We start from the raw sequence: 14,605 nt of genomic DNA on the forward strand, positions 1-14,605 counted from the left end.
AGATGAATACTCCTATTTATAAACGTGATTTTAGTATCGACATACTTAAGTTTTTAGCTGTTTTCTTGATTATCAACAGCCACATGGATATTTGTTATCCTCCCAAATATAGTATTTTGGCAACTGGTGGAGCAATTGGAGATGTACTTTTTTTGTTTGCCTCAGGTTTTACTTTATTTATGGGAAGAATGGATGACTTTGCGAATTGGTACAAAAGAAGAATTAATAGAATTTTTCCTTCTGCATTTGTATGTGGTATGATTGCTTCATTGATTACATGGTCAAATACTATATCAATAGAAAAAATATGGGGGGAGACTGTCCGAAAACTATAGCCACGTAGGTTAGGTTCGTTACTAGTCGTGTGATTTTGTTTGTTTTGTTATAGTTGTTTAACTCAGAATCGTCTTTATTCTCAGGTATTTTTCGTACCTTTATAGTAAATTAAGACGATAAGATATGGCATACAAGAAAGGTTCTGACAGGCGACAGAGGGTTCTTTTCCCAGACTGCATTGACGAGTATGTGGAGGCTGACGCTCCCGTAAGACTCTTTGATGCATTCGTTGACCGTCTCAAGATGGATGAACTGGGATTTATCCGCAGTACACCCGCTGAGACTGGCACTCCTGGTTACAATCCTCGCGATCTGCTCAAGCTATACATCTACGGTTACTTCTATCAGGTTCGCTCCTCACGCAAGCTTGCCCGTGAGTGCAAGTGTAACGTTGAGGTTATGTGGCTGCTCGGCAAACTGTCCCCAGACTTCCGCACCATCTCTGATTTCCGCAAGGATAACAAGGAGGCTATCACCAAAGTATATAAGGAGTTCAATAAGTTTTGCATGGGACTGAAGCTCTTTTCCAAGTCGTACATCTCCATTGACGGCAGTAAGTTCAAGGCTGTAAATGCCAAGGACAATAATCTTACGTTGAGCAAGCTCGATGACCGAATCAAGCGTCTTGACGAACACATCTCCATCTACATGGAGGAGCTTGACGCTTACGACCATGAAGAAGGACGCAAACTCTCAAAGGATGAGATTCAGCGCAAACTTGATGTATGCAAGGAGCGCAAGGAACGCTACGAGGGCTACAGAAATCAGCTTGAGGAGAGTGGCGAAAGCCAGATTTCTCTTACCGATACCGATTCCCGACTGATGAAAGCCAACGAGGGTTTCTGTGTAGGCTACAACGTGCAGACTGCTGTTGATGCCGAGAGCCACATGATAGCTGGTTTTCAGGTAACCAACAATCCTACTGACCACGGTCAGATAACCAACGTTGCTTCTGAGATAAAGGCTGATTACGATGTGCCAGTTCTTGAAACCACTGCAGACAAAGGCTACGAGTGTCCTGAGGATCATGCTGACGCACTGGCAAATGGTATCATACCTAACGTCATCCAGCGTGATGGTGGATGTACGGAGCAAGTCCAATTTGACTACAACGAAGCAACCATAACCGATGAACAGAAGGCAAGCACAAAGCCGGAAGACCTGAAAGCATGCTTGGAGGCAGGCGTAATACCTGATGTTTACGAAGGAATCCTGACCGATGCACAGACTGCTGAGGTCAAGGAATTCGCTACCGATGTTGTTGACTCCGCAGTACTGAAGATGACTCCCGAGCAGATGCGTGCCAAGGCTCTTGAAGGATACTTTGTAAGGGATGCCGAACGTAATCTTATCTATTGCCCGCAGGGTGAAATCCTCAGACAGAAGTCAATCAAACGAAACGGCATGATACGCTACTGCAACAAACTGGCATGCAAGAAATGCAAATGCAAGTGTACTGCCCAGAGGTTCAAGGAGGTCGACTTTAATAAGGATACATTGATAAAGGCTACCGAAGCTAAGCGCAAGCAACTCAAGGAAGAGAACAAGGACAAACCGAAACCTCCCAGAACGAAGGTAGTGAAGAAAGTCGTACGCTATGTCCTTCACCTTGACCAGAATAAAATGGACAATCGCAAATGTCTCTCCGAGCATCCTTTCGGAACCATGAAGCGAACTCTTGGACAATACTATTTCTTACTCAAAGGCTTTGCCAAAGTCAGTACTGAGATGGGTCTCTTCTGCCTATCTTACAACCTTCGTCGTGCCATAAGTCTCAGAGGTGTGCCAGCCCTTGTTGCCTCGCTCCGATAAAATCCTTTAGGGAATCGTATACCATCGAAAAACACGCTCTATGTATGCTCATACTGGTCATTTTCGGCCCTTATGACGACTTGCTTACCATAAACTAAATTTTAAGATGAAAAATAACGGGCTCTTAAATGGGCTCAGGTGAAGTCGCGATAGTGGCTCTGTCTACTATGATAAGTCTCAAAGTGACGTTCTCGGACGGTCTGGGGGGGGATTTGTAATTGCAATAATGGGATATTACGTAATCATATATTTTTTGCGTAAATATTTCATAAAGCATATTCCCTTAATAATGTGTCTTATTGGTATAGCATCACTAATAGTATATGTATTTTTCTTTCCTTATAAGACAGAAACTGGAGAAAAGGGACTTTATGGCATAACAACACTTTACAGATGGTTACCATATTTCGATTTTATGCTCTTTGGCGCATGGATAGGAATGAAACGATCTAAAATTAAAGTAAAACCCATGCTAGATGGTATTCTATTTATTATCTCATTGTTTCTGTTTTATGTAGTCCAATATGAGGCGAAGAAAGACGTGTCCATAGCAACCTATCAGATAGTAACGTTAATACCTTTAATTGGAATAGTATTTTATTTTTATAAATTATGTAATATAAATGTGCTTAAAAAAATATATAACAAACAACTTGGACATTCAGTTATTATGACTATATCAGGACTTTGTTTGGAATCATACCTAATACAGTCTTGTATCTTTACAGATAAACTTAATTTCATATTTCCATTTAATTTACCGATAATAATTTTCTGCATTTTAATTGTTTCCTTTATTTGTAAGGTCTTCTCCAGATTCTTTATTCAGACATTTAAAGAGGAACCATATAAATGGAAGGATTTAGTAAAGGCTTATTAAATTAATATATAAAAATGAGAATATTTTACTATTTTGGTGAGTTGTCAACCCTGATGTATCAATGGCAACGAAGAAATCATATTGATGAGCTTCAGCGGCATGGGCTTTTATTAATAAATATGTGAGGCACAGACACAACATTGAAAATAAGTACAACTGTTGATAATTATTAAATATTCATATGAAGAAAAGAGTTTACTTGGTAATGAACTTTAAAACAAAGTCTCATTATCTTATCAGAGCTTTTCAAAACAGAGGAGTGCAATTGCGGGTAAATGGAATACCACATCGCCTGCGATCAATAGTACATTATCCACATTTTGGATCTTTTCTGTGGAATTTGCTTAAGGTTATTAGAAGTATATATATATCGCTGATAGTAAAGCAATGCGAAACTATAATTGTTTTGGATGATACAGCTTCTGCTGTGTTCATTGCTATCTTTGTACAAATGCTTCATAAGTCCAATCATGTAATACTTCTCAACATGATTGATAACCTTTCAGGTAGCAAGTTTAAGACTGTATTATATAGATTAGCCTTTAAACGTCTGTTATGTTCTGTAAACAATGAAGAGCTTATCAATTTATATCATAGTGTATATAATATACCCAAAGAGCAATTTTTTATTCAGCCTGATACAATCGATGATTTTGGTATGAAAATTCTGCGTGAGGGTAAAGATAATACTGATGAAGGCTATATCTTTACAGGAGGAAATTCATATAGAGATTGGGAATTGTTCCTGAAAGTAGTCAAGGCTTTACCCCAATATCAATTTGTTGGGGTTGCTGCGAAACCATCTTTCCCTAAGGGAAGCTTACCCCAAAACCTTATGATGTATTTTGATGTACCCGGGGAAAAGTTTTTATCTCTGCTGCGTCATTGTAGAATAGGCTATATTCCTATTAATGTAAAAACACAAGGAGGTCAAATTGTAGTCTATGAATTATCTCTTTACCATAAACCAGTTGTCACGACAGATAGCTATGCTATAAAATCTATCATTAACAATGGAGAAAACGGTTATCTCGTAAAGATTGGAGATGTTAAATCTTCAGTTAATGCAATTGAGTCATTGATGGAAAACAATTCGATAAGAACTGATTTCGGACAAAGAATTTTCAACAAGGTTTCGAAGTTGACAACAGATTATTTCTGTGACTTGTTGTTTAAATTTATGCACGCAAAAAATATAGATATATGAATTTAATATCTAGAAATATTTCTAAGAGAATTCTTTTTCTTGGAGTCTCTAAGCACACAAAGGGTGGCATGACTGCTGTGCTCGTCTCGTACGACAAGTACATAGATTGTATGCGATTTATTCCCACATGGAGATTGGGAAACAAATTGGTAAAGTCATGGTATGCACTTCAGGCGTTGGTGAGAACAGCTCTATTGCTGACGTTTGACAAGCGTTTAAAGATCGTTCACATTCATGGTGCTGCCAACGCTTCCTTTGAGCGTTGTAAGATGTTCATCAGTCTTGCTAAACGCTTTAAGAAAAAAGTGATTCTTCATGAGCATGCTGCTGATTTTGTGGAATACTATAATCAATCGAATGCCAAGGACGAGATCACGAGAGATATCAATCTTTGTGATTGCCTGATTGTTTTGTCTCAGTCGTGGAAGAAGTATTTTGCTTCCATAGGTGTTGATGAGGATAAGATTAATGTTTTAAATAATATTGTCTCTCCGCCTGACTTGCAGCCCGTTTACCATACAGAGGATGGTAAATTACATCTGTTGTATATGGGTGAGATCAGCAAACGGAAGGGTGGCTTTGACTTGTTGAGGGCTATTGCAGAACATAGAGAGCAGTTTGATGGTAAGTTGCTTGTCCGAATGGGCGGCAATGAGGTTGATGGTGACATTAAGGCATATATTCGAGAGCATCATCTTGAGTCTATCGTATCGTACGAAGGATGGATTGCCGGACAAAAAAAGATTGAATGCTTGAATTGGGAGGATGTTTATATTCTGCCATCCTATAATGAGGGTCTTCCAATAGCCATTCTTGAAGCTATGGCGTATCACCATCCTGTTATATCCACTCCGGTTGGTGGTATCCCAGAGATTTTGAAGGATGGATATAATGGCACACTTGTCCAGCCTGGAGATACGGAGGGTATTGCCAATGCAATCCAACATTACATTGTGAACAGAGAAACTATTAAGTCGGAAGGTGAACAATCCTTTAAGGTAGTACAGTCTTTTTTCCCTGAAAGTGTTTTCACTTCGCTCAAGAAAATCTATAATGGCTTTTTAGAATAAATTATGCTATGAACAAAATAAGAATACTAAATATAGACGTTCTCAACATTACCCGTCAACAGCTCTTGGAGAATCTGCACGAAGGTGTGCTGATAACCCCTAACCTTGATCATCTGATAAAACTTCAGAAGGACAAGGAGTTTTATGATGTGTACCAGAACTCTGAATGGGTGGTGTGCGACAGTAAGATTCTCTACCTGTTCAGTAAGCTGTTGAAGACACCCATCAAGGAAGCGATTCCGGGGTCGAGCTTCTTCACCTCTTATTATATGTATCATAAAGATGATGCCGACTGCAAAATCTTCTTGCTGGGAGCTAAGGAAGGTATTGCTGCCAAGGCTATGGAACGCATCAATGAGAAGGTGGGCCGACAGATGGTGGTCGGTGCTCATTCGCCTTCCTTTGGCTTTGAGAAGCATGAGGAGGAGTGCGAGGAGTTGGTTCGCATCGTGAACCAGAGTGGTGCGAACGTGCTACTTGTTGGTGTGGGTGCCCCTAAACAGGAGAAGTGGATCATGAAGTATCGTGATAAGATGCCAGGCGTGAAGGTGTTCATGGCGCTTGGCGCTACCATTGACTTCGAGGCTGGAACACTGAAGCGCGCGCCTAAGATTTGGCAGAAGATTGGTATGGAGTGGTTGTATCGTTGCATGAAGGAGCCGAGACGCCTCTTCAAGCGCTACTTCGTAGACGACATGCAGTTCTTCTTCTATTTCGCTAAGCAACTCTTAGGAATTTACAAGGATCCATTCAGAAAATAACCATGATTTCGTGGGTAAGAACGCTTAGTAAGTAGCCGATGACTTTGCATATTATTGGAAATGGCTTTGATTTGGCACATGGTATAGCTTCATCGTATGATGATTTTAAGAATTACGCGTGGAAACATGGTGATCAATACCAAATAGGGTTGTTGGAAACATGCTATCCTGATGTTAATCCGAAAAATGGCGAATTGTATTTGTGGTCGGTTCTGGAGCGTGCCTTGGGCAATCTCGATTTTCAGGCTGCTTTTGAAGCCTCGACCGATGACATACAATTGGAGGATGGGCATGAAGGACGATACATAGCGCAGATGGAGGATGCCCCCGAATTCTCGTTGGGGATGATGTTTAACGCCTTTCATCGGGTGTTTGAAGATTGGGTGAATGATATTGATAACAATGTTGACCCCATACCCAATCTCTCCCATTTTGGTGGAGGAGACAACTACTTGTCGTTCAATTATACCGATACGTTGGAAAAGGTGTATGGAGTGCCAAGGAATAGAATCAATTACATTCATGGTAGGCGCAATTCGAACGATGAGATCATCGTTGGGCACCATGCTGTCGTAAATGCAAACGATCATCTTAGCGACGATCCTATGGTTTATGAATATCAAGGTTATGACAATATTGCCTATGAAGTGAATAAGCAAAGAAAGTTGACATCCGACATTATTGCGAATAATAGCGAGTATTGGCAATCGTTAGGACAGGTGGATAATGTCATGGTTTATGGCCATTCCTTGACAGATGTCGACATGGGTTACTTTCATGAAGTGGCAAAACATGTGAAAGGCGTTTGCGAATGGCTCTTTTCTATCTATTACTACGATCCCATTTCCAGGAAAAAGGCTGTGGAGCATATAGATTCTGTTATCAACGAATTGGGGCTTGACGTGAACAGATGTTCCACATTCTGCATGTAAAGAGGAATTTGATAATGTTGTCGCAACAACAAATATTTTTTGATTTATTGCGCTTTAGCATTGGGGCTGCAGAGACGGTTCCCGATTCGCTGAAGGAGGCCGACTGGGCGGAGCAGTATGCGCTGGCCAAGAAGCAGGCGCTGGTGGGTGTGCTGTTTCATGGCATCAAACGGTTGCCGAAGGGAATGGGACCCGACGAGGACCTGCTGATGAGATGGATGGGCACGGCCCGTAAGATTCAGCAACAAAACGTGAGGTTGTTTGAGGACTCGGCGAAGGTGTGCAGGAACTTTACGCATGAGGGGTTTCGCAACTGCCTATTGAAAGGACAGGGGCATGCGCTGCTCTATTCCGATCCCTACATGCGAACGCCAGGCGACATTGACATTTACCTGAAGGGTGGGCGTCGGCGAATCTTGGCGTACGTCAATCGGCTTCGCCCGGGTCAGGTGATGCGCTACCACCATGTGGATTTTCCCATCATGACAACGGCGATTGAGGTGCATTTCACCCCGTCGTATATGTTCTTCCCCTTGCACAACATCAGGATGCAGGCGTGGTTTCGCAAGGTGATGGATCAGCAATGCACCAACCGTGTGGCGTTGCCCGATGGCAGTGGCGAGATCAACACGCCAACTACGTCGTTCAACGTTATCTACATTCTCTCGCATCTCTATCGCCATCTGTTCACGGAGGGCATCGGGCTGCGACAATTGCTCGACTACTATTTTATCATGTTGAACAAGGAGCGTGGAGTGGATAAGGACACCCTCCGACGCTTGGGCCTGTGGAAGTTTGCCGGGGCGGTGATGTATGTGCTGCACGAGGTGTTTGCCTTGCCCGAGGACAAAATGATTGCGCCCATGGATGAGAAGGATGGACGGTTCTTGTTGGACGAGGTGATGCGTGGTGGCAACTTCGGGCAGTTCGACGATCGCCTGGGCAGCAAGGAGGGCGAAGGCAAGGGCCATCGCTTTTTCCGCATGACCTTCCGCAACCTCCGTTTCGTGACGCGCTATCCCACGGAGGCGTTGAGCGAGCCATTGTTCAGAACGTGGTTCTGGGCTTGGAAGAAACGACATGGATATAAGTAAAATCAAATAAAAACACTATGGAAGTAATAAAGACTGAGATTGAGGGCGTGGTGATCATTGAGCCGCGTATCTTCAAGGACGCTCGTGGGTATTTCTTCGAGAGTTTTTCGCAGAGGGAGTTTGACGAGAAGGTGCGCCACATCGACTTCTGCCAGGACAATGAGAGCATGAGTAGCTATGGCGTGATGCGTGGCTTGCATTTCCAGCGCCCACCGTTCACCCAGAGCAAGCTGGTGAGGTGTGTGAAGGGTGCCGTGCTCGATGTGGCAGTGGATATCCGCAAGGGATCGCCCACTTACGGCAAGCATGTGGCGGTGGAACTGACCGAAGACAACCATCGCCAGTTTTTTGTGCCCCGTGGCTTCGCCCATGGCTTCGCGGTGCTGAGCGAGACGGCTGTGTTCCAATATAAGTGCGACAACTTCTATCACCCGGAGGCCGATGGCGGCATCAGCATCCTTGATGATAGTCTGGGCATCGACTGGCACATTCCCACCGATCACGCCATCCTGTCGGAGAAGGACACGAAGCACGACCTACTAAAAGACTTCGACAGTCCATTCGACATCAACGTCAATTTATACAAATGATGATTGAGGGGACGCACATTTGCGCCCCCTCAATTTTTAAGGTTGCATAGATGAGATATGGAATGGCTGAATGGGCTAAAAGAAGCGTAGCGATAGAGCCGCGCTCTGGAAGGGCAACAGCCTTCTATTCTATGCTTTTGCCCTTAGGGGCGTATGTAACCCCCTTTTTCCCCTTAGGGGCGCATATCCGCATTTAACGGAAGAACCATATTTTTTAGAGTCCCCATTTATAGCCAACGGTAAACGTCAATGAGCGATTGTGAGCGGCGGGTCCGTAAGACCTGTTCCACTTATCGCCATCCTGGCGCAAGTTGGTCACTCCGAAATTGTATCTCAGATCAGCCACAAGGTTCTTGTATTCGTAGCTTATGCCAACAGGGACCGACAGGGCAAACGTTTTGATGAAGGCCCCGCTACTGGTTGTGGCGGGCTTACCCTTATAGCTGATTGCATAATCGCCACTTGTGCTCCTGCTTACGGCAAACTCTGGCTGTAGACCGGCTTTCAGGGCAAGCCCTTTCCATACATACACATTAGCGAGGACAGGGGTGGCTATGCTGTTGAGATTGACTTTCAGATCGTCTTTAAAATCAAACTGTTCGCCATTGGGCGTTCCACTCTTGCCCTTGGTGCCATACTTTGCTCCTTGCTGGGTGTAGAAAACACCTACGGAAAGACCGAACAAGCTGGTAAACTGGTATTGCGCTTCGACACCTGCGGTAAACCCCGCCTTGCGTTTTTGGTTTTCATACGAAATCAGTCCCCATTTTCCTGGATCAGAATCGGGAACAAATATAGTGCTTTCGGTTCCTGAAACGTCTGGCATTACGGCATAAGCAACATAAACAGGCAATTGGCCAGTGATGTTGCTTACCGTTACACCCACCTTGGGTGTGACAGAGAAGGTGCGCGCCTTCTGCTGGGCGCTTGCGGTTGAAGCAGCTATGAGCAGGGCTGCTAAAACCAATAATTGTTTTTTCATTGTTGTGTATGATATGATTTATGCGAAATTCGACAAGCAAGTGCAAATTTACATCATTTATTCGTAAAAGTACCCGCATGCGTTTAAAATTCCAATGATGTAAAAAAATGCTTCCAACGCTGAAGCGAGATTCAAATATTATTGTTACTTTTGCCAACAAATAACAAACATGAAAATGAAGAGGACCCTTCTGTCAGCTTTCGCATGAGCCATGGTGGCAGCGTTGTCCTTGACTACAAAATATCAATAAAACAAAATTATTAAGGAAATACAGGTTTAACACGCCAAGAGTTATAACGATATTATGAAGATCGGATTGTTTATTCCTTGTTACGTCGACGCATTGTATCCTGAAGTGGGAGTGGCCACCTACAAGCTCCTGACAAGCCTCGGGCTCGACGTTACCTACCCTCTCAAGCAAACTTGCTGCGGACAGCCCATGGCGAACGCCGGCTTTGAAAAGATGGCCACCGACATTGTGCGCCACTTCGACGACATCTTCCGAGAGTTCGACTATGTGGTTGCGCCGTCGGCATCGTGTGCGGCCTTTGTGAAGCTATATCATCCCCGACTTGCCAAGGGCAATCACGAATGTCTCACGTCGAAGAAGATCATGGACGTGGTGGAGTTTCTGCACGACGTAGTGAAACCAACAAGCCTTAAGGCTCACTTCCCCCACATCGTTAGCGTGCATAATTCGTGTCACGGCGTACGCGAGCTGCATCTGTCGTCGCCTTCAGAAAGACAGGAGCCTCTGTTCAACAAGATCATCGACCTCCTCAAGCTCGTGGACGGCATCACCATCCGGGAGCCGGAGAGAAAAGACGAGTGTTGCGGATTTGGCGGAATGTTCTCCATAGAAGAGCCCGACGTATCGAAACGCATGGGAGAGGACAAGATTGAACGTCACATGGCTACGGGAGCCGAATACATCACCGGTCCCGACTCGTCGTGCCTCATGCACATGCAGGGCATTGCAAAGAAGGAGAACAAACCTATAAAATTCATACACGTGGTAGAGATATTGGCAGCAGGACTATGAGCACACTACATTCAGAAGCGGCGCGACGCTTCAACGATAACAGGGAAAAGACCACTTGGCACGACGCCACCTTCTGGTCGTTAAGGCAAAAGCGCGACAACATGGCGTCGGGGTTGCCCGAATGGGAGGAACTGCGCGAACACGCCAGCCAGATAAAGCAGCACACCATTACCCACTTGGCCGACTATCTGGAGGAGTTTAGCGCGCAGCTGGAGAGCCGTGGCGTCATTGTGCATTGGGCTAAGGACGCCAATGACTTTAACAACATCGTGCTCGACATTCTGCAGAGTCATGGCGTGAGGAAGATGGTTAAGAGCAAGTCGATGCTTACTGAGGAATGTGCCATGAACCCGTTTCTTGAGAGGCACGGCATCGACGTCGTGGAGACCGACCTTGGCGAACGCATCCTGCAACTGCTCCATCAGAAGCCGAGCCACATCGTTATGCCTGCCATACACCTCAAGAGGGAAGAGGTGGGGCGGATGTTTGAGGAGAAAGGCATCAGTACGGAGAAAGGCAATGATGATCCCACCTACCTTACACAATGTGCGCGCAAGCATCTGCGTAACCAGTTTATGGAAGCGGGAGCGGGAATGACTGGATGCAATTTCGGTGTGGCCAAGACTGGCGACATCGTGGTTTGCACCAACGAGGGCAACGCTGATATGACGACCTCAATGCCCAAGCTGCATCTCGTGGCAATGGGAATAGAGAAGATTGTGCCCGACTATAAGTCGCTCGCCGTATTCCAACGACTGCTCTGTCGGTCCGCTACAGGCCAGCCCACCACGGCTTACACCTCCCACTTCCGCCAGGCAAGACCGGGAGCGGAGATGCACGTCATCCTCGTGGACAACGGGCGAAGCGATATCCTCGCCAACGACGAGCATTGGGAAACGCTGAAGTGCATTCGCTGCGGGGCCTGCATGAACACGTGCCCCGTATATCGCCGATCAGGGGGTTACTCTTACACCTACTTCATCCCCGGGCCTATCGGCATCAACCTTGGTATGCTCCATGATGCGTCGCGCTATAACGACAACGTAAGCGCTTGCACGCTCTGCCTCTCGTGCGACAATGTGTGCCCGGCTAAGGTCAATCCGGGTTCGCAGGTTTATATGTGGAGACAGAAGCTCGACTCGCTGCATAAGGCCAACACAATGAAGAAGTGCATGTCGAAGGGAATGGAAGAGCTTTTCGATCATCCCCAGCTTTATTCTTCAGCCCTGCGTCTGGCTCCTCTTGCCAACCTCATACCCGAAGGCCTTACGCACATCCGCACCCTCAATCCGTGGGGCGTGGCGCACGCAATGCCTAATTTTGCGAAGGAATCGTTCCAGACAATGTGGAAGAAAGGAAAACTGAAAAAGCAATGACATACAAAGACGAACTATTGGAGAAGTTGAGACGCAACACGCGCAAACAATATCCGATGCCCGACACACCCATAAACGGCATATCATACGACGACACGATCAAGCAGTTTGTGGAGATGAGCAAGTCGGTGGGCAGCAACGTGGTGATGGCTAAGCCGGGCGAAAACCTCGACGACATTGTGAGAAACGCCTATCCGGAAGCAAAGACCATTGCCTCTAACATCGCAGAATTAACCATCGCCACCATCAATCCCGATACCGTGGCCGAGGCCAAGGACCTTAACGGCACCGACGTAGGAGTGGTGTGCGGCCAGATTGGAGTGGCGGAAAACGGTTGCGTATGGATTCCGCAGGACATGAAGGAGAAAGCAGTGTGCTTCATTAGCGAATATCTGGTCATCGTTCTCCCGAAGAGCGGCATCGTGAACAACATGCACGAGGCATACGACCGCATCCGCATGCCCAAGACCGGGCTCGGCACATTCATCTCAGGACCCTCAAAGACGGCCGACATCGAGCAGGCGTTGGTAATGGGAGCGCAGGCAGCACGCGGCGTAACCGTTGTAATAAGGGAAGAATAATATATGGCGATAGCAGCCTACCAGTGACATTGAACTATGGCGGAGAGCAGCACCTTGTGCTTTTCAACTTCAAATGTCAATCGGTATCAACATTTGATGCAAACAAGCGTCCCATCACTCCTGGAAGAATTCAGTTGGAACTCGAATCTATCATTGTTGACAATGTAATCGTCCAAAAAATCGATGGCTATTCTGGAGAAGAGTTCTTGCTTAGTATTATTAACGAAACGAATACTGTTACGAAATAAACGACACCCGCTACGCTCATTTCAAGAAAACCACATGCCACGTCGGTTTACAATCCAAGATTAGGAGGGTAAGCAACAAATCAGCAACAGGTTTTGAAAGAAACAACAGCGGCTATCACTCATGAAGAGAGTTGATAGCCGCTGTTGTTGCTTGTGAGCGTCCTACCCGTGTGGTTGGGGTTTCAGCTAATTTTACGGTTAAATATCTGTAATTTTTTAATAGTACAAGCGTTTTTGCTGAAAAATAATGTATTTTTGTAAGCAAAACGTATATAAAAACAAGACCCGATAGCTTGACGAATCAGAGGCTACCGGGAATCAACACTGCAAAAATAGCGTTTTTTCTTGTTACAACCAAGTAATTGAACGAATTTTATGGAATATTTAGAATTTGAACGAATCTTGTCTGCCAAACGAATGCAGAGATATTATGATGCAGCGAATGGTGATACTCGCAAAGCTATGGCTTTGTATCGCTACAACTTACGTTTATCGCAGGAGATGTTTACAATAGTTAGCTGCTTTGAAGTGGCTTTGCGTAATGCGATTGATAGACTTCTGGTGCCGACATTAGGAGAGAATTGGCTGAAAGATTCTGTTCAAGTCAATGGAATATTCACCAACGGTCGCATGAACGAGACAAGAAAAATCATAGAAAAAGCATACAATCGATTGGATAGGCAAGGCATTTACTCACATTCCAAACTGATTGCAGAAATGGAATTCGGAGTATGGAAATATATGTATTCATCTCTACAATATCGTGCGACTGGGCAATGTTTGTTAAGGGTATTCCCAAACAAACCTCGTTCTTCGTCAGCAGCTCAATACAACAATGCCTACATATTCAATGAACTTGACAAGGTTAATAGTCTGAGAAACAGAATAGCGCACCATGAACCAATCTGTTTCAGACTTCATGCATCGGAAATAGACACCAGCTATATCGTCAATGAATACCAGAAAATTCAGACATTATTCTCTTGGATGGGAATAGATTCTCGTTCCATGCTGTATGGGCTCGATCATGTACAGAGTGTCTGTTACAAAATCAATGCCTTAAAATAAGGCGTATTTGCATTCTTTTACCAAATTTTGTGCAGTCATCAAGCCTTTGGCGTATCTATATCAAGATAAATAGTACGAAACAATTCGCTCATGGCCTCAAATATACCAACATTTCCTTGTCTGTTTAGAGGAAGAATTTGGACAACCGCAGCCTTGGTGGTTTGAAACGTGAGAACTGCCAGTTGACGAACCTTCAAGTGTTCCAGATATTGTTACTGTTTCCATTCTTTGCAATCAAAGGCTTCTCCCATTATGATGGTTCGGCGCTGTGTCGTATGTTTGGCGGTAAGAAAGATATCCTCTATTCGTATCTGTCACAAGACAATGTCGACTGGCGGAATGTCGTGTACCGCATAACCAATTGGCTGCTGACGAAAGTGACCGTGCGCCAGGACCATAAGAAGAGTCTGCTTCCAACCGTACTGATAGCCGATGACACGGATCTTCCAAAGACGGGCATGCATATGGAATCCATAGGCAAGATATTCTCGCATGTACACCAGAAATGCATCCTCGGCTACAAGGCTCTAATGTTGTGCTGGAGCGATGGCCGCACGCAGTTCATGCTCGGTTTCTCGCTTCATGGCGAGAAGGGCAAGGTTGATGGCAAGGAACAAGGGCTTACC

At 45.0% G+C, this 14,605-nt stretch carries 12 protein-coding genes and 2 pseudogenes; 13 read left to right on the forward strand and 1 reads right to left on the reverse strand.

Features of this window, described 5'->3' with window-relative positions; genetic code table 11:
* Positions 1-83 precede the first annotated feature (83 nt).
* The 8 genes and pseudogenes from KM934_RS13330 to rfbC form a co-directional block, all read left to right on the forward strand.
* A pseudogene (locus KM934_RS13330) lies at positions 84-240 on the forward strand (acyltransferase family protein); the annotation flags it as partial.
* Positions 241-459: 219 nt separating this feature from the next.
* A complete protein-coding gene (locus KM934_RS08915; protein WP_215760271.1) occupies positions 460-2,148 on the forward strand; it encodes a transposase in 1,689 nt (562 codons plus the stop codon).
* A 1,061-nt stretch (positions 2,149-3,209) separates the two neighbouring features.
* The gene (locus KM934_RS08920) at positions 3,210-4,235 is read left to right on the forward strand and encodes a glycosyltransferase (protein ID WP_215760272.1); all 1,026 of its coding nucleotides are present in this window, start codon (positions 3,210-3,212) and stop codon (positions 4,233-4,235) included.
* Positions 4,232-5,305 (forward strand): glycosyltransferase family 4 protein, encoded by a 1,074-nt coding sequence (locus KM934_RS08925; protein WP_215760273.1) that lies wholly within the window; start codon positions 4,232-4,234, stop codon positions 5,303-5,305. Before KM934_RS08920 ends, KM934_RS08925 begins: the two co-directional genes overlap by 4 nt.
* Before the next feature lie 8 nt (positions 5,306-5,313).
* The gene (locus tag KM934_RS08930) at positions 5,314-6,066 is read left to right on the forward strand and encodes a WecB/TagA/CpsF family glycosyltransferase (RefSeq protein ID WP_215760274.1); all 753 of its coding nucleotides are present in this window, start codon (positions 5,314-5,316) and stop codon (positions 6,064-6,066) included.
* Between the two features lie 38 nt (positions 6,067-6,104).
* Entirely contained in the window at positions 6,105-6,998 is an 894-nt protein-coding gene (locus KM934_RS08935; RefSeq protein WP_215760275.1) for a bacteriophage abortive infection AbiH family protein, read from the forward strand.
* 47 nt (positions 6,999-7,045) lie between these two features.
* The gene (locus KM934_RS08940; RefSeq protein ID WP_215760276.1) at positions 7,046-8,092 is read left to right on the forward strand and encodes a nucleotidyltransferase family protein; all 1,047 of its coding nucleotides are present in this window, start codon (positions 7,046-7,048) and stop codon (positions 8,090-8,092) included.
* A gap of 17 nt (positions 8,093-8,109) precedes the next feature.
* Positions 8,110-8,682, forward strand: coding sequence for a dTDP-4-dehydrorhamnose 3,5-epimerase (gene rfbC / locus KM934_RS08945; protein ID WP_215760277.1), 573 nt, complete (start codon positions 8,110-8,112; stop codon positions 8,680-8,682).
* Positions 8,683-8,896: 214 nt separating this feature from the next.
* On the opposite strand, the gene KM934_RS08950 is transcribed toward rfbC, so the two are convergent.
* A complete protein-coding gene (locus tag KM934_RS08950) occupies positions 8,897-9,664 on the reverse strand; it encodes a porin family protein (protein ID WP_215760278.1) in 768 nt (255 codons plus the stop codon).
* Between the two features lie 304 nt (positions 9,665-9,968).
* Between KM934_RS08950 and KM934_RS08955 the strand changes: the two genes are divergently transcribed.
* The 5 genes and pseudogenes from KM934_RS08955 to KM934_RS08975 all read left to right on the forward strand — a co-directional run.
* Complete coding sequence (locus KM934_RS08955; RefSeq protein WP_215760279.1) at positions 9,969-10,706, forward strand: (Fe-S)-binding protein; 738 nt, start codon at positions 9,969-9,971, stop codon at positions 10,704-10,706.
* A complete protein-coding gene (locus KM934_RS08960) occupies positions 10,703-12,082 on the forward strand; it encodes a lactate utilization protein B (RefSeq protein WP_215760280.1) in 1,380 nt (459 codons plus the stop codon). The genes KM934_RS08955 and KM934_RS08960 overlap by 4 nt, the downstream gene beginning before the upstream one ends.
* Entirely contained in the window at positions 12,079-12,663 is a 585-nt protein-coding gene (locus KM934_RS08965; protein WP_215760281.1) for a LutC/YkgG family protein, read from the forward strand. The genes KM934_RS08960 and KM934_RS08965 overlap by 4 nt, the downstream gene beginning before the upstream one ends.
* A 623-nt stretch (positions 12,664-13,286) precedes the next feature.
* On the forward strand, positions 13,287-13,979 hold the full coding sequence (locus KM934_RS08970) for an Abi family protein (RefSeq protein WP_215760282.1): 693 nt from the start codon (positions 13,287-13,289) through the stop codon (positions 13,977-13,979).
* Positions 13,980-14,116: 137 nt separating this feature from the next.
* Positions 14,117-14,605 (forward strand): annotated as a pseudogene (locus tag KM934_RS08975) (IS4 family transposase); the annotation flags it as partial.

This window comes from Hallella faecis (genome assembly GCF_018789675.1).
In the GTDB taxonomy this organism is placed as follows: Bacteria; Bacteroidota; Bacteroidia; order Bacteroidales; family Bacteroidaceae; genus Prevotella; species Prevotella faecis.